The 22,267-nt window shown below is 64.3% G+C and carries 24 protein-coding genes; 2 read left to right on the forward strand and 22 right to left on the reverse strand.

Annotated features, from left to right (window positions below):
* Window positions 1-100 precede the first annotated feature (100 nt).
* The 22 genes from argF to PMI04_RS17215 all read right to left on the reverse strand — a co-directional run bounded on the left by argF (window position 101) and on the right by PMI04_RS17215 (window position 19,369).
* On the reverse strand, window positions 101-1,027 hold the full coding sequence (argF, locus tag PMI04_RS17110) for an ornithine carbamoyltransferase (protein WP_007714051.1): 927 nt from the start codon (window positions 1,025-1,027) through the stop codon (window positions 101-103).
* Window positions 1,028-1,167: 140 nt separating this feature from the next.
* A complete protein-coding gene (locus PMI04_RS17115) occupies window positions 1,168-2,364 on the reverse strand; it encodes an aspartate aminotransferase family protein (RefSeq protein WP_007714049.1) in 1,197 nt (398 codons plus the stop codon).
* A gap of 158 nt (window positions 2,365-2,522) precedes the next feature.
* Complete coding sequence (locus tag PMI04_RS17120; RefSeq protein ID WP_007714047.1) at window positions 2,523-2,921, reverse strand: flagellar protein FliS; 399 nt, start codon at window positions 2,919-2,921, stop codon at window positions 2,523-2,525.
* Between the two features lie 16 nt (window positions 2,922-2,937).
* Entirely contained in the window at window positions 2,938-4,353 is a 1,416-nt protein-coding gene (gene fliD / locus PMI04_RS17125; RefSeq protein ID WP_007714045.1) for a flagellar filament capping protein FliD, read from the reverse strand.
* A 96-nt stretch (window positions 4,354-4,449) separates the two neighbouring features.
* Entirely contained in the window at window positions 4,450-4,710 is a 261-nt protein-coding gene (locus PMI04_RS17130; protein ID WP_283184806.1) for a hypothetical protein, read from the reverse strand.
* 318 nt (window positions 4,711-5,028) lie between these two features.
* Window positions 5,029-6,165, reverse strand: a complete 1,137-nt coding sequence (locus PMI04_RS17135) for a flagellar type III secretion system protein FlhB (protein ID WP_007714041.1) — start codon at window positions 6,163-6,165, stop codon at window positions 5,029-5,031.
* Between the two features lie 3 nt (window positions 6,166-6,168).
* Window positions 6,169-6,951 carry a flagellar biosynthetic protein FliR gene (gene fliR / locus PMI04_RS17140; RefSeq protein WP_007714039.1) on the reverse strand — a complete coding sequence of 261 codons (783 nt, stop codon included), beginning with the start codon at window positions 6,949-6,951 and terminating at the stop codon, window positions 6,169-6,171.
* Window positions 6,948-7,220 carry a flagellar biosynthesis protein FliQ gene (fliQ, locus tag PMI04_RS17145; protein ID WP_007714037.1) on the reverse strand — a complete coding sequence of 91 codons (273 nt, stop codon included), beginning with the start codon at window positions 7,218-7,220 and terminating at the stop codon, window positions 6,948-6,950. Before fliQ ends, fliR begins: the two co-directional genes overlap by 4 nt.
* A 10-nt stretch (window positions 7,221-7,230) precedes the next feature.
* Entirely contained in the window at window positions 7,231-7,965 is a 735-nt protein-coding gene (fliP, locus tag PMI04_RS17150) for a flagellar type III secretion system pore protein FliP (protein ID WP_274517626.1), read from the reverse strand.
* Between the two features lie 43 nt (window positions 7,966-8,008).
* A complete protein-coding gene (locus PMI04_RS17155; protein WP_007714033.1) occupies window positions 8,009-8,272 on the reverse strand; it encodes a flagellar biosynthetic protein FliO in 264 nt (87 codons plus the stop codon).
* Between the two features lie 83 nt (window positions 8,273-8,355).
* A complete protein-coding gene (gene fliN, locus PMI04_RS17160) occupies window positions 8,356-8,694 on the reverse strand; it encodes a flagellar motor switch protein FliN (RefSeq protein WP_007714031.1) in 339 nt (112 codons plus the stop codon).
* Window positions 8,691-9,575 (reverse strand): FliM/FliN family flagellar motor switch protein, encoded by an 885-nt coding sequence (locus PMI04_RS17165; RefSeq protein WP_037487232.1) that lies wholly within the window; start codon window positions 9,573-9,575, stop codon window positions 8,691-8,693. Before PMI04_RS17165 ends, fliN begins: the two co-directional genes overlap by 4 nt.
* A 48-nt stretch (window positions 9,576-9,623) precedes the next feature.
* On the reverse strand, window positions 9,624-10,286 hold the full coding sequence (locus PMI04_RS17170; protein WP_007714028.1) for a flagellar basal body-associated FliL family protein: 663 nt from the start codon (window positions 10,284-10,286) through the stop codon (window positions 9,624-9,626).
* A gap of 34 nt (window positions 10,287-10,320) precedes the next feature.
* A complete protein-coding gene (locus PMI04_RS17175; RefSeq protein ID WP_283184807.1) occupies window positions 10,321-11,814 on the reverse strand; it encodes a flagellar hook-length control protein FliK in 1,494 nt (497 codons plus the stop codon).
* A complete protein-coding gene (locus PMI04_RS17180) occupies window positions 11,811-12,587 on the reverse strand; it encodes a hypothetical protein (protein ID WP_283184808.1) in 777 nt (258 codons plus the stop codon). The genes PMI04_RS17175 and PMI04_RS17180 overlap by 4 nt, the downstream gene beginning before the upstream one ends.
* A 1-nt stretch (window position 12,588) precedes the next feature.
* Window positions 12,589-13,014 carry a hypothetical protein gene (locus PMI04_RS17185; protein WP_007714022.1) on the reverse strand — a complete coding sequence of 142 codons (426 nt, stop codon included), beginning with the start codon at window positions 13,012-13,014 and terminating at the stop codon, window positions 12,589-12,591.
* Window positions 13,011-14,339, reverse strand: coding sequence for a FliI/YscN family ATPase (locus tag PMI04_RS17190; RefSeq protein WP_007714020.1), 1,329 nt, complete (start codon window positions 14,337-14,339; stop codon window positions 13,011-13,013). Before PMI04_RS17190 ends, PMI04_RS17185 begins: the two co-directional genes overlap by 4 nt.
* Window positions 14,336-14,983 (reverse strand): FliH/SctL family protein, encoded by a 648-nt coding sequence (locus PMI04_RS17195; protein WP_007714018.1) that lies wholly within the window; start codon window positions 14,981-14,983, stop codon window positions 14,336-14,338. The genes PMI04_RS17190 and PMI04_RS17195 overlap by 4 nt, the downstream gene beginning before the upstream one ends.
* Complete coding sequence (fliG, locus tag PMI04_RS17200) at window positions 14,970-15,986, reverse strand: flagellar motor switch protein FliG (protein WP_007714017.1); 1,017 nt, start codon at window positions 15,984-15,986, stop codon at window positions 14,970-14,972. Before fliG ends, PMI04_RS17195 begins: the two co-directional genes overlap by 14 nt.
* Window positions 15,979-17,724 (reverse strand): flagellar basal-body MS-ring/collar protein FliF, encoded by a 1,746-nt coding sequence (fliF, locus tag PMI04_RS17205; RefSeq protein ID WP_007714015.1) that lies wholly within the window; start codon window positions 17,722-17,724, stop codon window positions 15,979-15,981. The genes fliG and fliF overlap by 8 nt, the downstream gene beginning before the upstream one ends.
* A 3-nt stretch (window positions 17,725-17,727) precedes the next feature.
* Entirely contained in the window at window positions 17,728-18,087 is a 360-nt protein-coding gene (gene fliE / locus PMI04_RS17210; RefSeq protein ID WP_007714012.1) for a flagellar hook-basal body complex protein FliE, read from the reverse strand.
* A gap of 13 nt (window positions 18,088-18,100) precedes the next feature.
* A complete protein-coding gene (locus PMI04_RS17215) occupies window positions 18,101-19,369 on the reverse strand; it encodes a sigma-54 dependent transcriptional regulator (RefSeq protein ID WP_007714011.1) in 1,269 nt (422 codons plus the stop codon).
* A 315-nt stretch (window positions 19,370-19,684) separates the two neighbouring features.
* Between PMI04_RS17215 and PMI04_RS17220 the strand changes: the two genes are divergently transcribed.
* Window positions 19,685-20,551, forward strand: a complete 867-nt coding sequence (locus PMI04_RS17220; RefSeq protein WP_007714009.1) for a flagellin — start codon at window positions 19,685-19,687, stop codon at window positions 20,549-20,551.
* A 213-nt stretch (window positions 20,552-20,764) separates the two neighbouring features.
* The gene (locus PMI04_RS17225; protein ID WP_037487231.1) at window positions 20,765-22,252 is read left to right on the forward strand and encodes a glucan biosynthesis protein; all 1,488 of its coding nucleotides are present in this window, start codon (window positions 20,765-20,767) and stop codon (window positions 22,250-22,252) included.
* The last annotated feature ends 15 nt before the right edge of the window (window positions 22,253-22,267 follow it).

The raw sequence follows: 22,267 nt of genomic DNA on the forward strand, positions 1-22,267 counted from the left end.
CCCCGAAAGCCGCGAGAGCCTGCCCTCCGCTTTCCAGCACAGGACAGGCCCCGAGATTTTTCAGGGCGAACGGAAAATTTCGCCCGAATATAGGGTGAGCTTACAGCTTTCCAAGCGCCCAGAGCAGCACCGACTTCTGGGCATGGATGCGGTTTTCCGCCTCATCCCAGATCAGCGATTGCGGACCGTCGATCACCGCCTCGACCACTTCCTCGCCACGATGGGCAGGCAGGCAGTGGAGGAACTTGGCATCCGGCTTGGCCCCGGCCATCAGCGCAGGCGTGACCTGATAGGGCATCATGGCCGCCAGCTTCTCCTCGGCATGGGCCTGGCCCATCGATATCCAGGTGTCCGTCACGACAACATCGGCGCCGGCCACCGCCTCGACGGCATCGCGTGTAAGGGTAATGGTCGAACCAGCGCGACGCGCAGCGTCGGCAAATGCCGGATCGGGATCATATCCCTCCGGAATGCCCATGCGGACATCGAACTTCAGCAACCCGGCTGCCTCGACAATCGAATGGAGGACATTGTTGCCATCGCCCAGCCAGGCCCATTGGCTGCCTGGCAAGGCCAGTCCATGTTCGACCACGGTCAGCAGGTCCGCGACGATCTGGCAGGGATGCGACAGGTCAGTGAGGCCATTGATGACCGGAACGCTGGCATATTCCGCCATTTCCTCGATCTTGGCGTGATCGTCAGTGCGGATCATGATCGCATCGCACATACGGCTGAGCACGCGCGCTGTATCAGCAACCGTCTCGCCACGGCCAAGCTGGCTGGTGGCGCCATCGAGAATCAGCGCATTGCCGCCAAGCTGACGAATTGCCATGTCGAAGCTGACACGGGTGCGCGTGCTGTTTTTCTCGAAGATCATCGCCAGCGTGTGGCCGGCAAGCGGCGCGTCGGCATCGACCCAGCCCTTGGGCTTGCCCGCGCGCGCCGCCTTGCGGTCGATGGCGTCGGCGATCATCGCGGCGATCGCGTCGCCGCCCGCGTCGGTGAGATTCAGAAAATGCTTGGTCATTGGAAGTTTTCCCCGCTTCCAACCACCGTTCGTCCTGAGTAGCCATTGCGCGAAGTCGAAATGGCGTATCGAAGGATGCTTCGATACGGGGCTTTCGACTTTGCTCAGCCCCTACTCAGCACGAACGGGGCAATATATGGTCAGGCCGCCTTGGCGTCCGCGAAGCTCCGCGCACCGGCGGAAATCTTCTCGATGCACTCGGCGATATGGCTTTCGTCGATGACGAGCGGCGGCAGGATGCGCAGCACATTCTGGCCCGCCGACACCGACAGGAATCCGTGATGGTCGCGCAGATGGCCGACAAAGGCGCGCGCATCATAGGCGTCCTTCATCTTGACGCCCAACATCAGCCCCATGCCGCGCACATCCTCGAACATGTCGTCATGATTGGGGATCAGCTGTTCCAGAGCGGATCGCAGACGCGCGCCCATGGCATTTACATGGTCGAGGAAGCCCTCCGCCAGCACTTCCTCGATCACGGTCAGGCCGACCGCCATCGCCAACGGATTACCGCCATAGGTCGTGCCATGCGTGCCAAAAACCATGCCCTTGGCCGCATCCTCAGTGGCGAGGCAGGCGCCAAGCGGGAAGCCTCCGCCGATACCCTTGGCCACCGCCATGATATCCGGCGTGATGCCATATTGCTCATGGGCAAAGAAGGTGCCGGTGCGCGCATAGCCACACTGAACCTCATCCAGGATCAGCAACAGGCCATGCTCGTCACACGCCTGGCGCAAGCCGGTCAGAAAGGCCTGCGTCGCGGGCGTGACACCACCTTCACCCTGCACCGGCTCCAGCAGGAAGCCGGCAGTATTGTCATCGATCTGTGCCAGCGCGGCATCGAGATCGTTGAACGGCACCACTGCGAATCCAGGCAGCAGCGGCTCGAAGCCATCGCGCATCTTGGGCTGACTGGTGGCCGAGATCGTGCCGAGCGTACGCCCATGGAACGCATTGTCGAAACTGATGATCTTATGCCGATGGGCATTGCCGTTTGCATAATGATAACGCCGCGCCGTCTTGATGGCGCACTCGACCGCTTCCGCGCCCGAATTGGTGAAGAACACCGTATCGGCAAAGGTACTGTCGACCAGCTTCTCCGCGAACTTCTCGCCCAACGGCATGCCATAGAGATTAGACACGTGCATCAGCGTCGCGGCCTGATCGGCGATCGTCTTCACCAGCTTGGGATGGCCGTGGCCGAGCAGATTGACCGCGATGCCGCTGGCGAAATCAAGATAGCGCTCGCCGCGTTCGCCGATCAGATAACAGCCCTCGCCTCGGACCGGACGCACATCGCACCGGGGGTATACGGGCATGAGCGGCGTAATCGACATGTGTCTTCCCTTCCTGGTCTGGAAATGCGTCCAATGGACCGTAGATAAAACGCAAAAAGGCGGCCCCCGCCGGGCCGCCCTTGTGCGAGTGCCGCCTATACAGGCCACCGATTGGGGGTGCAACCCCGCAACGGGAGGCCAGTCGGCGAACGATGGCCCTAGGACGCGATCTGGCCCCAGGCCTCGGCGATCTCGCCTATCATGGCACGGGCCTGGTCAACCGGCTGGGCGTCGCGCTGCTTGGCCCCGACCAGCAGCAGGCGCCGGCTTTCGCGATAGATCTGGGCAAGGCCAGTCGCAATGTCACCGCCCTTGTCGAAGTCCAGGCTGGCTTCCAGCGCGAACAGGATCGACATGGCGCGCGCCTGCTTGTCGGATACCTTGATCCGGTCGCCATTGCGTTCGGCGAGCGCCGCCGCATCCAGCGCGATCAGCAGTTCGTCGAACAGGATCTTGACCAGCGCATGGGGCGTCGCACCCTCGATCCGGCTGCCCGAATGCACCGCCGCATAGCGCCGTGCCGCCGCCGATCCCGCATAGCCCTGATTGTAGAACATCGATCAAAATCCCCGATTAACTGTCGCTCTTGTTCCAGGCATCGATCTGCTGCTGGAGGTAGCTCTGTGTTGCGTTGAGGGCAGACAATTTCGTCTGCATGGCGGAGTAGATGGAAGTCAGGCGCGTTTCATAATCGGCCATGTCCTCATCCAGCTTTTCCAACTGTTCGGTCAGATCGTCGGCCAGCGTTTCATACCGTGCCTGCGCCAGCTTGAGCGAACCATTGTCCAGTTCCAGATTGTCGCGCACCGTGTCCATCAGCTTGGACAGGCCCGGATTGTCCGCCGTCGGCATCGTCGGATTGAGCATCTTGGTGATGCCTTCGGGATCGGCCGCCATCGCCTTGTCGAGCGCATCCGTATCCAGCGTCAGCGTGCCGTCGCGATTGGTCGCGATGCCGATATCCGACAGCGTCTTGTAATTACCCGTCGCGGCGAGCTGGGTCGACGTGATCTTCGACAGTTGCGTCTTCATATCGCGAACCGCACCGACCCCGTTCAGGACGCCTGCGGTCGACGAATCCGTTCCCGTCGACGTGGCCGTGTTCAACGCGCCCATCAGCGTGTTGTAGGCGTCGACATACTCCTTCAGCAGATCCTTCATCGTCGCCGTTGGCTGGCTCATCGACAGGTTCACCGTGCTGGTCGGATCAGCCTTGGTCAATTCAATCCGCAGATAGGGAATCGCATCGTCGATCGTGTTGCTGGCATATTCATAGTCGGTGCCGTCGAGCGTGATCTTGGCATTGGCCGGGTCCGAGGTGGAGGTCATCGCGCTGCTGTTGAGACCGGCCAGAATACTGGTCGAATCGGTGGCGGATGTGGTCACCGTGAAGTCGTTGGCGGCACCGGTCTCGCCCTTGAACACCAGGCGCGTCCCCTTGGCATCGGTGACGACGCTGGCGGTCACGCCGATATTGGCGGCGTTGATCGCCGATGCCAGGCCCGAAAAACTGTTGTTCGTGCTCGAACCGACGGTGATCGTCGCAGTCTTCCCGGCAGCCGTGGTGATTGTCATCGTCCCTGCGCCCACCGCCGTGCTGCCGGTCGCGCCGGTGGCCTGCGTCGAGGCATAGACGCGCGCACTGGCCAACGACTTGACCACCATCTGCGCCGGCAGGCCGCTCGGCGTACCGCCGGTCAGCAGGCTGACCGAAGCTAGGCCGCTATTACTGGAATTAGGCGTTCCCTTGTAGTCCGCGCCAGCCAGCACGCTGCTCAGCGCATCGGCGAACGTGTCGAGCGAACTGACGGCGGACGCCAGCGCCGAAATACGGGCATTGTTGGTGGTCTGCTGGGTCGTGATCGCGCTCTGACGCGGATCGCGGGTCGCACTCACCAGGCTGGTGACGAGCGCGGACGTATCGATGCCCGAGTTCGCACCCAGCGCCGAGAGGATGCTGCTGCCAACTGATGTCGTCGTCGTCGCCATTCGTCGTCCTTTCAGGAAGAGAGAACGGCCGTAGCGAGAAGATGTTTAGGAATGATTTTCAAGGAAATACAACTGATCGAAACAAGCCGTTCCGTGTCAGATTGCATTGGCCAGGATTTGGTCCACCGTGCCACGCTTGACATGCGCCTGGGCGGCATGGGCATAGATCGCCTTGTCGGCGATCCGCTGGGCGAGGGCCGCCGCCTGCTCCACCGCCTCACGCGTGGCCGGTGGCAGCGGCACGAAGATGAAGGGGGCCGGGATCATGGCTTGCACCGATGCCGCCGCCTCATCCACCGACATGGTCCCATTTCCCGACCGCATGTCGGCCAGGATATCGGCGATCTGGGCATGCACCTTGGCATATTCCGCCGCGCCGGCGGCATCCTCATCCAGGGTGACGAGATCGATTACCGGGGAGGCGATGCCTGAGCGGTCGACGCCATATCCTGTCCGGAAGTCGACGATCCTGCATTGACGGGCTGAACGGCCGCCACGGCGGCGGGCGCGCGCGGGGCGGCCCTATCCACTGGCGAAATCTCGCTACGCGAAAAATACTCGTTCATGACGCACCATCCTAATGCGTCCCCATGAAAAGAGTACGGATGAACGCGGCTAAACTTTAGTTCACCATCGTAACGATCGTCAATTTTATTTCAACTGATGGAAATACCATCATATTTTCTTGCCATCCGGATCAAAGCGCAAGTCTTCGGGGATAGTGATAAAGGGTCGGTCCATTTCGCTGGCCATGCGATTTTCGATCCGGAAGACGAACGCCAATATGGTCGCAACTGCCATATAGAGGCCTTCATTGACGATCTGCCCCGTGCGCGAGGTGAAATAGACCGCACGCGCCAGTTCGGGATATTGCAACACGGTTACGCCATGGGCTTCGGCCAGTTCCCGGATCGAGGCGGCAATCGCATCGCAGCCCCGCGCGACAACCACCGGTGCGGCATCCATGCCCGGCCGATAGCGCAGTGCGACAGCAAAATGGGTCGGATTAGTCAGGATGACGCTGGCTTCCGTCACCGCCTTGCGGGTCGATCCGTTGAGCACTTCAAACTGACGGCGGCGAATCTGGCCCTTGAGTTCAGGCGAGCCCTCGCTCTCCTTATGCTCATCCTTGATATCCTGCTTGGACATGCCGAGCCGCTTGGCGCGCTGCATGATCTGTGCCGGCACGTCGATGCCCGCGATGAGGAACAGGCCGCCGGCCATGACGAGGCAAACGAGGATGAACATATTGCCAAGGTCCGCGATCGCCGGCGCCACCCCCGTCTTGCCGAGCGCGAAGATCGCGGTCAGCCGGTCCCAGATCATCCACAGGCCGATCGATCCCAGCAGGCCAACCTTGGCGATCGACTTGACCAGTTCGATCAGCCCCTGGGTACCAAACATGCGCTTGAGACCGGATGCCGGATTCATCTTGGATGCCTTGGGGGTGAAGGCCCCCGGCCGGAAGCCGAGCGACCCCAGCAAGGCCGGCGCCGCGATCGCGGCCAGAAAGGTCGCCAGCAAAACGCCACCGACCGGCAGCGCGATGCCGGTCAACAGACCGACGCCGCGGGTGACCGGCGCGAAGTTCACAATGTCATCACGCTTGAAACGGAGCGCGTCGACCAGCATGTCCGCCAGCGCCTCGACAAAGCCGGGTCCTGCCACCGCCAGCCAGCCGATGCCAGCCATCACCACCAGCGCCGTCGCCAGTTCGCGTGACTGAAGGATATCGCCGTCCTTGGCGGCATCCTGCAATTTCTTCTGTGTCGGTTTTTCGGTCTTTTCGCCGCCCTCGGATCCGCCCGCCATCGCTCAGCGCCCTTCCGAAATGAAACGGGCCTGCTCCAGCCCGGCCTTCAGGGCGATGGTGATGCCTTCGCCCATCACCGGAACCGCGACCGCCAACAGGATCAGGCCCGCCATGACCGCCATCGGCATGCCGACGGCGAACAGGTTAAGCGATGGCGCCGTCCGCGCCAACATGCCCATGACGATCTGGACCAGCACCAGCGCAAAGGCCACCGGCAGCGCGATCGTGACCCCCGCCCCCAGCAGCGAGCCGCCAAATTCGACCAGATGCCACACCGCATCATTGCTCAGCATCGCGCCACCGGGGGGCAGTGCCTGATAGCTCTGCACCACGAAACTGACGAGCAGCAGATGCCCATCCATCGCCAGCAGCAGGAAGGTGGAGAGGATCGAGAGGAACTGGCCGACCGCCTGCGTCCCCTGGCCCGAAGCCGGGTCGACCATCGAGGCGAAGCCCAGGCCCATGGTATTGCCGATCGCCTCGCCCGCGACGAAGGCGGCCGAATAGCCAATCTGCACGGCAAAGCCCATGGCAAGACCGGCCATCACCTCGCCCGACACCAGCAGGATGCCCTCGAAACTGGCGACCCCGTCATGGGGCAGCTGGATCGCGACGCTGTTGAGCGCCGCCATGCCGAGCGCCAGCGACAGGATGAGGCGTAATTGGAGGGGCATTGCGGGCGCGCCGAACACCGGGGCCGCAAGGAATGCGGCGCCCGGGCGGATCATGGCGATCAGCCAGATCCACAATTGCGTTTCGACGCCCGTAAAGCCCGGTGCGATCATTGCAGCAGGTCCGGAATCCGCTCGAATATTTCACGCGTGAAATCGGCGATCAGCACCATGATCGATCCGCCGAACAGGGTCAGCATAGCGCCCACGACCAGGATCTTGGGAATGAAGCTGAGCGTCTGTTCGTTGATCGACGTGGCCGCCTGCACCATGCCGATCAGCACGCCCGCGATCAGCGCGGGCAGCAGGATCGGCGCGGCCGCCAGCGCGGTGATCCACAGCGCATGCTGTGCCAGGCCCATGAAGAAATCGGCATTCTCCATCGCCCGCGCCCTATGTCGCGAAGGAGCCGGCGAGCGACCCCATGGTAAGCGCCCAGCCATCGACCAGCACGAACAGCAGCAGCTTGAACGGCATGGAAATGATCGTCGGCGACAACATCATCATGCCCAGCGCCATCAGCGTCGATGCCACCACCAGATCGATGATGAGGAAGGGCAGGAAGATCATGAAACCGATCTGGAACGCGGTCTTGAGTTCGCTGGTGACGAAGGCCGGCAGCAGGATGGTGAAGGGAATATCATCGGCCGTGCGGAAAGCCGGCGCCTTGGCCATGTTGGCGAACAGCTTGAGATCGGTCTCGCGCGTCTGCTTGGCCATGAAGCCGTGCAGCACCTTGCCGGTGCGGCCAACCGCCTCCTCGATGCTGATCTGCCCCTTGCCATAGGGATCGAAGGCCAGGCCGTTGATCTGGTCGATCGCGGGCCGCATCACGAACAGCGAGAGGAACAGGGCGAGGCCGACCAGCACCTGGTTGGGCGGCGTCTGTTGCAGCCCCAGTGCCTGGCGCAGCAGCGACAGCACGATGATGATCCGGGTAAAACTGGTCATCATGAGGATCAGCGACGGCAGGACCGTCAGCAGGCTCATGAGGATCAATATCTGCAGCGACAGCGACAGCGAGCGGCCGTCGCCCGATACCTGACCCAATGCGCGGGTCAGCGCCCCGCCATTGTCGACCGGCGCCGGCGGCACCGGCACGGCCTGTGCCAGCGCAGGATCAACCAGCAGCAGTCCAGCGGTCAGCAAGGCGCCGCCGATCAGCCAATATCTACCGCGCACGATAGGTGTCGCCTTCCGCGATCTTCTCGATCCGGCCGCGCGTGACCGACAGCAGTATCTTCTTGCCCTCGAACTCGACCACCGCCAGCTTGCCAAAGGTGCCCAGCGGCATCGCTTCCAGCAATTTGAGCGCGCGATCATTCTGGCCGATCATCATGCCGGGCTGATATTTGCGCCACAGCCACAGCGCGCCAAAGGCCATGCCGCCCACCAGGGGCAGCAGGATCAACAGTTTGACGAAATACCAGAACATGCACGCGCCCCGCGTTTAAGGTTAATGCGTCATCCGATCCGCAAGAATGCGTCGCAAGGCAAGCGTAAAAGCAGGCCGTGCGATCAGCCGCGCCTCTCGACCCCCGCCAGGCGGGTTTCGGTTGCCGCGATATCGACGATACGGATGCCATAACGGCCGTTCACGGTCACCACCTCGCCCTTCGCGATCAGCGCGCCGTTGACCATGATGTCGAGCAGCTCGTCGGCCTGCCGATCCAGCTCGACAATGCTGCCCTCGGCCAGGTCCATCACCTCGGCAAGGCGGAGCGAGGTCGATCCGACCTCCACCGACATGCGCACCGGAATGTCGGCCAGCAGCTTGAACTGGCGGTTGTTCGCCATGCGACTGGCGCTGTCTTCCCCGCGCGGGTCCATCATCGGGGCTTCGGTCATGTCGCTCATTGTTCTGGTCCCTGTGCAAGCTTTTCAATCTGGAAGGCGGCACGGCCATCCTGTTCGCCGATCGTGCCGTGCGCGACGATGCGGTCGCCGACGATCAGCGGCAGGCTGCGGCCGATCGTCACGGGTATGATGTCGCCGGTCTTGAGCTGCATCAGCTCGGCCAGCGAAAGATTGGGGCGGGCCAGCACGGTGCGTGCCGGCAGGCGAATGTCGCGCATACGGCGGGCGACGCGGGCCTGCCACACGGGGTCGACATGCTCCTCGTCGCTGGCGACCTTGCTGCCCATCAGTGCCTCGACACCGCGCAGCGCCGCAAGCGGAAAGACCAGATCGATCGGCCATTCGCGATCGCGGTCGAGGCTCACCATGAAGCGCTGCAGCACCATCTGGTCGCCAGGCTGCGCAGCAGCGGCGAAGCCGATGCCCGTCTCGCGCAGGATCAACCCCGGTTCGAGCGGCAGCACCTCGGCCCAACATTCCACAAGGCGGGCCAGAATCGTTTCGGTAAGCCGGCTGATCAGCCGATCCTCCGTCGGCGTGAACTCCCCCCGCGCCGGCAGCGGTCGGTTGCCGATCCCGCCATAGAAGCAGTCGACCAGCGTCGAGATCATCGAAGCGTCGATACGCAGCAGCACCTGCCCCTTGAGCGGCAGAAAGCGATAGACGGACAAGCTGCAAAAGGCGGGGACGCCAGCCGACCAGGCGCCGAATTCCAGCACCTGCGCATCCTGGCTCGCCACATGTGGCCGGATGCCCGATATCGGTTCGATCAGCGCGCGGATGCGCCGGCCGAGCTTTTCGCCCAGCCGGTCCAATCCCGACAGCATGACCGGTGCCTGCGCTTCCCCACGCCCAAAGGCGAAGGATTGAACGTGATTCATGTTGGTCCCCTGCCCTGGGCCGGGGGACTTCCCAGCTTTCAGGCAACCCTATTGAATAACGAAATTGGTAAAATAAACGTTATCAACGCCACCATAGCCCGTCTTCTGCTTCAAAACATCGTTGATTATGGTCTTGATCTTGCCCTGCAGCGCCTGCTTGCCCTGGGGCGTGACGAGCACCTCCTCGGGCTGCTCCGCCAGCATCATGAGCATCTGACTGCGAATCGCCATCTCATGCGCCTTGATCGCAGCGATCACGCGATAATCATAATAGGTCGACACGGCGACCGTGATCTGGGCGAAGGCATCCGTGTCGGACATGTTCGATGTAAAGGGCGCCTGGAGTTGGAAGTAGGTTGCCTGATAGGCCGCCGGATTGGCCGGCGCCGGCAGATCGATGCCCTTGCCCGGTGCGTGGCCAGCTGCGGGCGCATGAACCGCGCCGGCAGCGGCTTCATGGCCACCGCCTTCGCCACCGCCGCCCTCGCCGGCCCAGCCATGCGCTGTGGCCACGGCCTGCGCATCCTCGCCCAGCAGCACCAGAACCGGCTTGCTGGGATCTTCCTTGGGGCCTTCCGCCTTTGGGCTGAAGAATCCTGCCGCATACAGGCCGCCCGCGGCACCGGCGCCGCCCACCACCATGGCGATCGCGACCAGCAGGATGAGCTTCATGCCGCCGCCCTTCTTCTTCGCCTTGGGTTCATCGCTCATCGTTCACGTCCCCTGGAATATTGTGTCCCGGCCGTCAGGCATAGCGCGCGCGGCGGACGTCACCGGCGCTATCGCCGGCGTCACCATGGTTAAGAACGGCCGGATCGCCGCCGCTTTTATGGCCAGGGCCATTATTTTCGCGGCCCTGCCAGCGGCCCTGCGACGAGGACTGGCCCATCGACTGGCCCGCCATCTGACCGCCATTCTGCCAGGCGCCTTGCTGCCCGGACTGCCCTTGCTGGGCAGAGGATTGCTGGCCGCCCGACTGGCTGTCGGCACGCTGCGCCTCCGCCACATGCGGCGCCCGTTCCACCTTGACCTCGCTGATCCGCACGGCCGCCAGGCCGGCATCCAGCTTCAGTCGGTCGCTGTCCTGACGCAGCGCAATTTCCGCAGCCTCGCTAGCGACCGTCAGGCTGACGGCGGCACCATCACTGCCCTGGCGAATATCGACCTGAACCGGGCCAAGCTGGTCGGCGTTGATCTGGAAACGGCCCTGCGCGCCATTGGCCGAAAGACCGGCAATGTCGCGCGCCAAGCCATCGATCCACTGTCCCGACACGCCCAGATCGACGACCTGCTGGCCAAGGCTGGCGGACAGGTCGACCGTCGGCATGGCGGCCGGTGCGGTGTTCGCGCCCTGCGCCGCAGCGGCCAGGGGCGCCGCGACCGTGGTGCCATGATGTGCGGACGGGGTCGGCATGGCCAGCGACGGATCAACGGCTCGGGTCGCTTCGTTCCTGTCCCCTACGGCAGGCGCAGGATCGGCGGCATCGCGCGACGGCATCGCACGCCGGTTCATATGATCGCGCACCAATTGCAGCAGCGACAGCGCCTCTGCCCGGACGGGTGCGGCAATGGTCGCTGCAGGTTCAATGGCTGACGCTGGTTCGACGACCGATGCCGGTTCGGCGGCCTGATTCACCGCAACCGGAATTGGCATGCCCTGATCGCCCGGCGTCGCCTTCGAGCCGTCAACACCCGGAGGCACCGGAGGCTCCGATCGATCGGTCTGCGCCACGACCTGCTCGCTTGCATCGACAGACGGCAGCGGCGGCGCAGCAGATGGGGCAACAGATGGTGCGGCCAACGGTACAGCCAATGGTACAGGCGCATCATCAACGGCATCGACGCTGGCCGTCGGCCGATCGGTAGGCAGCGCCGCCTGGCTGGTCGAACGCTGCGCAGGCGGCTGGGCCTTACCGGCCGCTACGGCGATTGGATCGCCCTTTTTATTAGGCTCGGCCTCGGCGCTCGGGTCGCTCGGCGTCAAACCATCCTCTACCTGGACGACGTTGCTCGGGACAGGACGCAAGGGCTGCGACGCGGGCTCGCCGGCTTCTTCCACCGAAGCCACCATAACCGGCGGGTCGACGGCGACCGGTACCACGGGCATGGACATGGGCATGGGCGGCACAGCCATGGCAGCGGCGGCAAGGTCGGATGGCATCGCCGGTGCGGCAACGGATATCTCTGCATCCTTATGCTCGTCATCCTGCCCATCCGCGTCGACCACATTGTCCGTCATATCCGCTTCCGCCATGGCCGGGTACGAAGGGGCCTGGGATTGGGGCAGCGAAAGTGACGGCGAAGATGACAGGTGCAACGGCATCTCATCGGCCGACGCAGATGGAATCGAAGATGCCGGCGCATCGATCGGTGCCTGCGGCAGGGGGGAAGCGCTGCAGGCAAGGATGGGGCAATCGCGTCCCGGACGGGCGCCGCGGCATCAGGCTGCGCAGGCACCATTCGGGTGTCAATTTCGGTGTCATGTTCGACGGTCGGCTGCGCACCGGATATCGCCGGCAAAGGCAATGTCGGGTTAGGCGCCGTAACCAGCGTCGCGTCGGAAAGTGGCTGGGATATCTCGACATTCTCGATATCACTGTCGGAAACGACCTGCGCCGGCGCGTCGCCCTGCGGCAACACTGGTGGTGAAACGGTCACGGGCACATCCATGACCGCGACTTCGCCCGGCATGGCCGGGACCGGCGTCGCAGAGGCCAATGGCTGGGTATGCAGGTTCCGCTGCGCCAGATAGTCCGCCGTGTCCGTCATCACCGGCAAAGCAGCAGTTTCGGGCGGCTGCACCATCGCCTCCGCCTCGCCTTCCCCGGTCGCCGTCGACGCGACGTCTCCCTGTCCGGGAGCGGGCGCCGCATCCTTCGCACCGTCGGCATCGCTGAGCATCGCGGCAAAGTCCATGGCGCCTTCGACAACGTCGGCTGCGCCCGTCGCCGCAGTGGCCGCCAGGGGCGTGGACGAAAACAGCAAGGATTTCAGGCTGGCAAGCATGTTCATGTCAATTGTCCCCCGTGCGCTGCATGCGGCGATAGCGTGGCAGCGCGGCCAGCTTGTTCTCACGCCACTCTTCCAGCGCATTGCGCGCCCGATCCTTCAGGCGTGTCGCAATTTCCTTCTCGCGATTGGCCGCCAGGCTGAGTCCCTCCTTGGTCTCCACCTTGCGTTTCGCATCATAAAGCGCGCCATCGAGCTGGCGTCCTGCCTGCTCCAGACGACTGGCCAATTCCTGCATCGATGCAAAGGATGCGCCCGAGACATCGGCCTGGACGCCAAACAATTCCCCGCGCACCCGGCGCAGGCGTTCGATATTGGTGGCGATGCCCTGCGCCTCGTCCCGCGCCCGCGCGGTTTCCGCCACGGCCATGGCATGCTGGACATGGCGCACGCGCAATACGCGCTGGCGACGATTGACCAGGCCCTTCATGCGCCGAACTCCGCGATCAGCGCATGGGCGCTGGTATCAAGGTCGATCCGGCTCTTCTGGTCCTGGCGGATGAAGTTCAGGATTTCCTGCCGACGCTGCACCGCCTCGTCGATCACCGGATCATTGCCGGGGCGATAGGCGCCCATCAGGATGAGATCGCGATTTTCCTCATAGGCGGCCCAGAGGCGGCGATAGGCGGCGGCAGCCTGGCGGTGCTCGTCGGGCACGACGTCGGCCATCACGCGCGACAAGGACTTGCCGATGTCGATCGCCGGGAAGATCGCCTGTTCCGACAGGCTGCGCGACAGCACGAAATGGCCGTCGACAATGGCGCGGGCGGCGTCGACGATTGGATCGTCGGTATCGTCGCCATCGGCCAATACGGTGTAGAGCGCGGTGATCGAGCCCCCGGTGCGGGCGTCGACGCCGGCCCGCTCGACCAGACGCGGGATCAGCGCCAGCGCCGAGGGCGGATAGCCCTTCATCGCCGGCGGTTCGCCAAGCGCCAGGCCGATCTCGCGCTGGGCATGGGCGCAGCGCGTCAGGCTGTCGATCAGCAGCAGCACCTTCTTGCCACGGGCGCGGAAATATTCGGCGATGGCGGTCGCGCGCGCAGCGGCGCGCAGGCGCAGCACCGGCGGGTGATCGGCGGGCACGGCTACGACGATCGACTTGTGCATCGCATTTTTGAGCTTGGTTTCGAGGAAGTCGCTGACTTCGCGGCCCCGCTCGCCGATCAGGCCGGTGACGACGATGTCGGCTTCGGCGCCAGCGATCATCTGGCCCATCAGCACCGACTTGCCGACGCCCGATCCGGCGATGATGGCAATGCGCTGGCCACGACCTGCGGTCAGCAGCGCGTTGACGGCACGCACGCCCAGATCGAACGGCTCGGTAACGCGGCCCCGATCGAGGACATTGCCCTTCACGCCATTGAGCGGCCAGACGCCGCCGGCGATGATCGGCCCCTTGCGATCGAGCGGCTGGCCCATCGCGTCGATGACGCGGCCGATCAGCCCCTCGCCCACCTGCACCATATTGGCCTGGCTGTCGGGTTCGACGCGAATGCCATTCTCCAGCGGCGCATCGGCATCGAGCGGCACCAGCAGGGTGCGTTCTCCGCGAAAGCCGACGACTTCGGCGCGGCAGACCGACCCGTCGCTGGCCAGGACGCGAGCGCCCGAACCGATCGGACGGCGGAAGCCGGTCACTTCCAGCATGCCGGCATCATGGCTGACCAGACGGCCGACATGGCGCGGCTGGCGATTCTGGACCTGAAGATGGTCGAACAGGGTTTCGGCCTGCGCCAGTTCGGCGCGGATCATGCCTTACCCTCCATGTCGTCCATGAGGGCGCGCAGGCGCGCCAGACGGACGTCCGGGCCATCCTCGACCCAGCCGTCGGCGGTTTCGAGGCGTACGCAGCCACGCTGCATGTTCTTGTCCGACACCAGCGGCACGCCAATCGCCTCGCCTTCCAGCAGAGCGAGATCGTCGGGATGCAGGTGGAGCGCGCTCTTGTCGCTCTTGTCGTCGATGAAGGCTGCGACCGCTTCGCAACGCTGGGTCAGCCGGTCGAGGTCGATCTGGACCTCTCCGACAATCTGTTCGACCAGGCGTACCACCGTTGCCGACAACATGGTCGACAGGCTGCCGCTGGGCGCCGGCGCCAGCATGTCCAGCGCGGCAGTCAGACGGTTGCGGGCTTCGATCTCGTTCGCCTGTTCCTCGGCGGCGGCGCGATAGCCTTCCTCGAAGCCCTGCGAGAAGCCTGCCATATGGGCTTCGTCGATCGGATCGGCTTCCGGTTCGGCATGGATCGGCGCGCGCGCGGGCGTGGCGACGATGTCGCCCGGCAGCGCCGAATAGAGGCTGCGAAAACCGTTGCTGGCGACCTGGCCGACGCCGACCATCGGTACGCTCGACACCTCGTGGCTAGCTTCGGCGCACCAGATCTTAGACAAAATCATTCCCCTTGCCACCCAGCATGATGGTGCCGGCATCCGCCATGCGGCGGGCGGTGGCAATGATCAGCTTCTGCGCGTCGATCACTTCGGCCAGGCGGATCGGACCGCGTTCCTCGATCTCGTCGGCGATCGCCTGCGCGGCGCGGGCCGACATGCAGCTGAAGATCTTGGCCTTGAGCATGTCGTTCGCACCCTTGAGCGCCACGACCAGTACCTGGCTGTCGACGGTCCGCATCAGCGTGCCCAGATTCTTGTCATCCATGTCGATCAGGTTATCGAAGACGAACATTTCCTCCTCGATGGTCTGGGCGATCATCTTGTCACGCTTGGCGACGGCCTTCATGATCCGCTGCTCATTATCCTTGCGGACATTGTTCATGATCGCGGCCGCCTCGACCGTGCCGCCGCGTTGCGACGCCGCACCCTGCTTGCTGACCGGACCGCGCAACAGCAGCTGCTCCAGATCGTCGAGCGCCTCGTTCGACACCGGGCCGAGCGTGGCGATGCGATAGACGATCTCTTCCTGATATTCGGTCGGCAGCAATTGCAGCACGTCGGCGGCGACCGGCGCCTCCAGATGGGCCAGCACGATCGCCATGATCTGCGGATGCTCCATCTCGATCAGCACCGCGATCTCCTTGGCGTCCATCCACTTCAGCATTTCCAGCTGCGTCGAACGGGTCGGCGGGGTGATGCGGGCCAGGATCGTTTCGGCCCGTTCCTCGCCCAAGGCCTTGGTCATCGCACCGCGGATATGGCGGGTGGCGCCATAGCCGATGGTGGTGCGCTTCTTGGCCTTGGTGACGAAATGGTCGAGCGCCTCGTTCACTTCCTCGGGATCAACATCGGCAACGTCGTACATCGCATAGCCCAGTTGGCGGACTTCCTCGGGTTCGAGGCGGGACAGGATCTGCGCCGCTTCATCCTCATCGAACAGCATCAGCAGGACTGCGGCGGCGGCGCTGCCCTTGAGCGCCTCGGGACGGCCGGGGACGATCTCAGGCATTTTCCTTCTTCCCTTCCTTCAGCAGGTCGCGCACGACCAGGGCGGCACGATCCGGATCCTGCTTCACGAAGTTGCGGATGAGGTCGGCGCGCTGCGCATAATCATAGGTGGAGGAAATCATGTCGAGCGTGACCGGGCGGCTGGGATCGGGATTTTCGACCGCCTGCTTCTGCAGCTCGCCGGAAATCTCGCGACCGATCCGCTGGCCGGTCTCGGCCACCTGGGTTGCCTGCTCCGCCTGGGCGGCGGCGCGGCGCTTGAGCAGCGGGCGACCGATGCCGAAGATCACCAGCAGCGCGACCAGCAGGGCCGAGACATTGCGGATCAGCGGCGACATCCAGTCGGCTTCATACCACGGCGCCTTGACCTCTTCGGCCTTGGCAAAGCTGCGGGCCGACAGGGCGACCACGTCGCCACGGGCCTGGTCGAAACCGATCGCCCCCTTCACCAGCGCTTCGAGCGCGGCGATTTCCTGGGCGGAGCGCGGCTTGCCATCGGCACCGGTGTCGAGCGCGACGGCGACCGACAGGCGCTTCACCGTTCCGATCGCGTCCTTGGTCACCGATACTTCGCGACCCAGTTCAAAGCTGCGGTTGAAAGTTTCTTCGGTCTTCATCGGCGGCAGACCCGGCGTAGCGGGCTGCTGCTCGGCCGTCTGGCCCTGGGTCACGGCCTGACCGTTGGGATTGGTCTGGGTCACGGTCGGGTTGACCGGAGCCTGGTTGCTGAGCGCGCCGGGAATGCCCGACGCCTCGCCGGCCTTCTGACCGCGTTCGTCCGACGACCAGCTACCCTGTTCGGCACGCAGGCGGGCCTCGTCCTGGGGATAGGTTTCGCGGGTGGCCTGACGCTCGGCGAAGTTCAGTTCGGCATGCACCTCGGTCGAGAATTTGCCGTCGCCCAGGATCGGGGTCAGCAGCGCGACGACCGACTGGCGATAGCGATCCTCGATCCGGGTCTGGATCGCAAGCTGGCGATCGTCGCCGGCATTGCCGTCGTTATTGCTGAGCAGGCGGCCATTCTGATCGACGACCGAAATATCCTCCGGGTTGAGTTCGGGGATGGAAGAGGCGACGAGGTGGACGATGGCACTGACTTGCTGGTCCGTCAGCGAACGGCCCTGGGCCAGACGCAGCATGACGGAAGCGGAAGGCTTTGAACGTTCGCGCAGGAAGACGCTGGGCGGCTCGACCGCGAGATGAACCTTGGCGCTTTCCACGCTGTCGATCGCCTCGATCGTGCGGGCCAGATCCATTTCACGGGCCGAGCGCAGCTTTTCGCCTTCGACGGCGCGCGAAGCCCCCATCGGCAGACTGTCGATCATGCTGTTGCCGTCGGGCGCGCTCTTGGGCAGGCCCTGGGCGGCAAGCATCATCTTCGCCTTGAAATAATCGCCCTCGCCCACCGTCATCGCGCCGCTGTTATCGAAGCCATAATGGATGCCGCTCTGGTCGAGCACCTGAGCGACGGCCGACTTGTCGGCGTCGGGCAACCCGCGGAACAGATCGCGCTGGGGCGGCTCGCGCAGAGCCAGCCAGGCCGCGCCGGCGGTGGCGACGACGCCGAGCAGGCCGAGGAGCGGCAGGCTCTTTGCAACGGCGGGCTGTTTCATGAAGCCCATGAAACGTGCCTTGAGCGCGTCAACGCCCTTGGCGTTGCCGAAGCCGGCACTGGTGATGGCCGGGAGGGCCGGAGCAGCGGCTGAGCCGCCATCGATGGTGAGTGCGTTCTCGCTCATGGATTATACCGGCATGCTCATGATGTCCTTGTAGGCGGACAGGAGTTTGTTGCGGACCTGGAGGGTCGCCTCGAAGCTGACCGACGCCTGCTGCTTGGCAAGCATGACGCCGGCAATATCGGTGGTTTCGCCTTTTTCAAACGCGGTGGCAGCTTCGCCGGCCTGGTTCTGCAGGCCGTTGACCTGCTGCAACGCGCTGTTGAGCGCCTCCGTAAAGCCGCCGGGCGCCGTGCCCTGGGCTGCACCGGTGCCGCCGATCGTACCGACATTGCCGGTCGATGCGACGTCGCGCAGGGCGGCGTTCTTTTGCAGGATGGCGTTGCGGATCGCCATCACGCTGTCGGTGGGAGAAATGCCGGTCATGCCCTATCCTCCCTTATGCTGCGGCCAGCTCGCGCATCTCGGCGAGCCGATAGCGCAGCGTACGTTCCGAAATGCCCAGCTTGCGGGCGGCAGCGGCCCGATGGCCATCCGTCTCGCGCAGCGCCATGCGGATCGCCTCCAGCTTGGAGTGACGTGCGACATCCCGCAGCCGGATCGGCTCGGCCGCTACCGGCGTGACGGACGTTGCGGTCACGATGCGCAGCGGCTGCGGCGCGCCCGACAAATGCAGGTCTTCGGCCCCGATCCGGTCGCCGTCCCGCAATACCAGCGCCCGCTGCAACACATTGCCCAGTTCACGGGCATTGCCCGGCCAGGCATGCGCGATCAGCTTGTCCAGCGCAGCCGCCGTCGGCCAGACAAAGCCGGCCTTGCCATTGTCCTGGTGACGCAGCAGCATGGCAGCGGCAATCGCGGCGACATCGCCCGGACGCTCGGCGAGCGGCCGCAGCTCAAGCGGCATGACGTTGAGGCGCCAATAGAGATCCTCGCGGAAGCGGCCAGCGACGACCTCGTCAGCCAGGTTGCGGTTGCATGCGGCAATGACGCGCACATTGACCGGCACCGGGTGGGTCGCGCCGACGGGCAGAACTTCGCCTTCCTGCAGCGCGCGCAGCAGCTTGGCCTGCAACGTCAGCGGCAACTCGGCGATTTCGTCCAGGAACAGGGTACCGCCATCGGCGGCAAGGAACAGGCCTTCGGATGCCTGCGCTGCGCCCGTGAAGCTCCCCTTCTTATGGCCAAAGAGCATGGCTTCCATCATGGTTTCGGGGAGCGCCGCACAGTTTACGGCGATGAAGTCATGGGTGATGCGCCCGGACTGTGCATGGAGGAAGCGCGCCATGCCTTCCTTGCCGGTGCCGGTATCGCCCTGGATCAGGACCGTGGCGTCGCTGCGGGCGACGCGGCTGGCCAGGGTCATGAGCCGAGCGCTGGCGCCGTCGCCGACAGCCGGCACGGCCGCCGGACGAGCCAGTTCGGCGATCAGGGCGAAGGCGAAGCCCATATCCTCGAGACCGAATGCCAGGCGTGCCGGCAGGCCGTTGGCGGCAGCGACCAGAGACGGAGCACCGTCGACCAGATTGATCAGGATATCGCGATGGGTCGCGTAGCCGATTTCCGTCGCCAGCAGAACCCGGCGATCATCCCGTTCACGCGGGCTCTGCGCATCGACCACCCGTACGGCGAACAAGGCATTTTCGAGCCAGTGCTGCAGGCCCGGAACGAGCGCGCAAACCCCACGGCTCACGTCAAGCGATGACATGAACGGTCCCCAGTTACTTGGCCGGTTTGTGCCCCCGCACGCCCCTAACCCCTTCGATGAACCAAATTTACCTTTACGTGGTTATCAGATGGTTAACGCGGCAATGCACTTGCCGAATACCGGCAATTTTTTTCCGCCCGACCGGCAAGAAAACGCGGCCTTTGATATGCGCGTGCGTGTAACCAGCTAATTTTGTTCTATTTTCAAGAAAAATGACATTCCGCTCTAAAAGCTTTTTGCGCCCCGCCGTTATCCCCTTTCGAGGCCGCAAGCGTCAGATGACAGCGACCTGATGTTGAACGGAAAGGGAATATCATGACTGTTATCGCAACCAACTCGTCGGCGCTGCGGGCCACCAATGCTTCGACCTCCGCCAGCAAGGCCCTGTCCACCGCGATGGAACGCCTGTCGACCGGCAAGCGCATCAATTCGGCCAAGGACGACGCCGCCGGCCTCGCCATCGCATCGACCATGACCTCGCAGATCAAGGGCATGACCCAGGGCATCCGCAACGCCAATGACGGCATCAGCCTGGCGCAGACCGCTGAAGGCGCACTGGGCGAAGTCACCAACATGCTGCAGCGCATGCGTGAACTGACCGTCCAGGCTGGCAACGGCACCAACGACGACACCGCCAAGGGCAATATCAAGTCGGAAATCGACCAGCTCGCCACCCAGATCGGCAAGGTCCTGACCGACACCAGCTTCAACGGCATCAAGCTGTTCGACGCATCGGCCGGCGCCGGCGCTGACGGCACGATCACCATCCAGGCTGGTGCCAACTCGAGCGACGCGATCGACATCGACCTGGGCGACATGGTCGGCGACACCGACATGACCGCCGTGCTCGACCCGACCGCCGGCACCGTCACCAGCGACATGGACGTCACCGACGCCGCGTTCGACACCGGTGCGGCCCTCGACCTCTATGACGCCGCCCTGAAGGCTGTCGACACGGCGCGTGCCGACCTCGGTGCGGTGCAGAACCGCCTGGAATCGACCGTCAACACGCTGACCGCGAACGTCACCAACCTGACCGACGCCAAGAGCCGCATCGAGGACGCCGACTTCTCGACCGAAACCACCGCGCTCGCCAAGGCCCAGATCCTGAGCCAGGCTTCGACCGCGATGCTGGCCCAGGCCAACCAGAGCCAGCAGAACGTCCTCAAGCTGATCCAGTAATCCGGATCGGATACCGAAAATGGCGGGGTGAGGTATTGGTCACCGACAGCCCGCCATGTACCCCCGGCACATCAACAGTCCCCACCGTGCCGGGGGTAACACCTTCGATCGAACGGCCAATTCCCGAAGCCTCCGTCCCCCCGGGCGGGGGCTTCATCGTATTTGGCCGGCGGCACGCCTTGCATTGGCGCGCCCAGCCCCCATGATGGTCCCATGACCATGATCGACCGGCGCGCTTTGATCGCTGCCTCTGGCGCGGCCCTGCTGCTCCCCCGTCCCGCTCTCGCCCAGCCCCGCACTGATCGATTTTCCTGGGATGGGATCATCGCCATGGCGCAGAAGCTGGCACGCGCGCCCTATGCCGAAACGCCCCCCAATGCCGTGGCTGCGAAAGTCGGTTACGATCAGATGCACCAGGCCCGCTTTCGCGATGAGAAGACGATCTGGGGCGACATGCCCGGCGACACCGGCGTCCGTCTGTTTCCGTTGAGCGGCACCGCCCAGCAGCCTGTCCAGATCGCGCTGGTGGAAAAGGGCGTCGCCACGCCGCTGCGCTATGACCCCGCCATGTTCGAGACGCCGGAAGGCAATGCCGTCGCGGATCTTGGCCCGGACGCCGGCTATGCCGGGTTCCGCATCATGAATGCGAAGCGCGACGGCGACTGGCTGTCCTTCCTGGGCGCCAGCTATTTCCGGGCACCCGGCCCGACCAAGCAGTTCGGCCTGTCCGCGCGCGCCGTGGCGATCAACACCAGCATTCCGGGCAAGGAGGAATTTCCCCGCTTCACCCATTTCTGGCTGGAACGCACCAGCGACAGCAGCATGACCGTCTATGCGCTGCTCGACGGGGCATCGATCAGCGGCGCCTTCCGCTTCATCAACCGACTGGATGGCCAGGGCGTGCATCAGGATGTGACCGCCGCCCTGTTTCCGCGTCGCCCCATCCCCGAACTGGGCCTGATGGCGATGACCAGCATGTTCTGGTATGATGAGGCGCATCGGAACAAGGGCACCGACTGGCGCCCGGAAATCCATGATTCCGACCTGCTCTCCATCGCCAGCGCCGACGGCAGCGTGCAGGCCCGGCCGCTGGTCAATCCCAGCGTGCCACGGGTGGACGGTTTTGCCGAGACCAGCCCCAAGGGCTTCGGCCTGCTGCAGCGCGACCGCAATTTTGACCATTATCAGGATGACGGCGTCTATTATGATCGGCGCCCCTCGCTGTGGGCCACGCCGGCCGCACCGCTGGGCGCGGGACAGGTCCGCCTCTACACCTTCCCGACCGACAGCGAATATACCGACAATGTCTGCGCCTATTGGACGCCGGCCAAAGCGGGGCGTCCGGGGACACGGATCGACGCCGCCTATCGACTGGACTGGACGTCGGCGCGTAGCCCCGCCAGCAGCAATCTGGCCACGATCGAAGCGGTATGGCGCGGTCGCGGCGAAGAGGCCGGCGTCGAACGACTGGTGATCGACTTTGCCGGCGTCCCGGCCGATGCCAAGCCGGACATCTGGACCGACATCGGGAATGGCACGATCCTGAAGAGGGGCGGCTATCCCGTGCTGGGTCAGCCAGGACTGTTCCGGGTGGCGCTGGATATACGCAAAACGGGCGACAAGGCGGCGGATATCCGGGTCCAGCTTCGCTCCGGCAATCGCGCGTTCAGCGAATATGTGCATTATCCGGTCGGCGCATGAACGGAACAACGCCGA

The organism is Sphingobium sp. AP49 (assembly GCF_000281715.2).
Classification (GTDB): Bacteria; Pseudomonadota; Alphaproteobacteria; order Sphingomonadales; family Sphingomonadaceae; genus Sphingobium.

Bases quoted from the DNA above. Each gene is read 5' to 3' on its own strand.
- fliN (WP_007714031.1), bottom strand. From the start codon at position 8,694: ATGAGCGACATGACCGAAGCCCCGATGATGGACCCGCGCGGGGAAGAC.
- fliG (WP_007714017.1), bottom strand. From the start codon at position 15,986: ATGCCTGAGATCGTCCCCGGCCGTCCCGAGGCGCTCAAGGGCAGCGCC.
- PMI04_RS17215 (WP_007714011.1), bottom strand. From the start codon at position 19,369: ATGTCATCGCTTGACGTGAGCCGTGGGGTTTGCGCGCTCGTTCCGGGC.
- fliF (WP_007714015.1), bottom strand. From the start codon at position 17,724: ATGAGCGAGAACGCACTCACCATCGATGGCGGCTCAGCCGCTGCTCCG.
- PMI04_RS17185 (WP_007714022.1), bottom strand. From the start codon at position 13,014: ATGAAGGGCCTGGTCAATCGTCGCCAGCGCGTATTGCGCGTGCGCCAT.
- PMI04_RS17180 (WP_283184808.1), bottom strand. From the start codon at position 12,587: ATGAACATGCTTGCCAGCCTGAAATCCTTGCTGTTTTCGTCCACGCCC.
- PMI04_RS17220 (WP_007714009.1), top strand. From the start codon at position 19,685: ATGACTGTTATCGCAACCAACTCGTCGGCGCTGCGGGCCACCAATGCT.
- PMI04_RS17225 (WP_037487231.1), top strand. From the start codon at position 20,765: ATGACCATGATCGACCGGCGCGCTTTGATCGCTGCCTCTGGCGCGGCC.
- PMI04_RS17175 (WP_283184807.1), bottom strand. From the start codon at position 11,814: ATGACGGACAATGTGGTCGACGCGGATGGGCAGGATGACGAGCATAAG.
- PMI04_RS17155 (WP_007714033.1), bottom strand. From the start codon at position 8,272: ATGTTCTGGTATTTCGTCAAACTGTTGATCCTGCTGCCCCTGGTGGGC.
- argF (WP_007714051.1), bottom strand. From the start codon at position 1,027: ATGACCAAGCATTTTCTGAATCTCACCGACGCGGGCGGCGACGCGATC.
- fliD (WP_007714045.1), bottom strand. From the start codon at position 4,353: ATGGCGACGACGACGACATCAGTTGGCAGCAGCATCCTCTCGGCGCTG.
- fliQ (WP_007714037.1), bottom strand. From the start codon at position 7,220: ATGGAGAATGCCGATTTCTTCATGGGCCTGGCACAGCATGCGCTGTGG.
- PMI04_RS17120 (WP_007714047.1), bottom strand. From the start codon at position 2,921: ATGTTCTACAATCAGGGCTATGCGGGATCGGCGGCGGCACGGCGCTAT.
- PMI04_RS17170 (WP_007714028.1), bottom strand. From the start codon at position 10,286: ATGAGCGATGAACCCAAGGCGAAGAAGAAGGGCGGCGGCATGAAGCTC.
- PMI04_RS17195 (WP_007714018.1), bottom strand. From the start codon at position 14,983: ATGATTTTGTCTAAGATCTGGTGCGCCGAAGCTAGCCACGAGGTGTCG.
- PMI04_RS17135 (WP_007714041.1), bottom strand. From the start codon at position 6,165: ATGGCGGGCGGATCCGAGGGCGGCGAAAAGACCGAAAAACCGACACAG.
- PMI04_RS17165 (WP_037487232.1), bottom strand. From the start codon at position 9,575: ATGAATCACGTTCAATCCTTCGCCTTTGGGCGTGGGGAAGCGCAGGCA.
- PMI04_RS17115 (WP_007714049.1), bottom strand. From the start codon at position 2,364: ATGTCGATTACGCCGCTCATGCCCGTATACCCCCGGTGCGATGTGCGT.
- fliE (WP_007714012.1), bottom strand. From the start codon at position 18,087: ATGACCGGCATTTCTCCCACCGACAGCGTGATGGCGATCCGCAACGCC.
- fliR (WP_007714039.1), bottom strand. From the start codon at position 6,951: ATGATCGCACCGGGCTTTACGGGCGTCGAAACGCAATTGTGGATCTGG.
- PMI04_RS17190 (WP_007714020.1), bottom strand. From the start codon at position 14,339: ATGATCCGCGCCGAACTGGCGCAGGCCGAAACCCTGTTCGACCATCTT.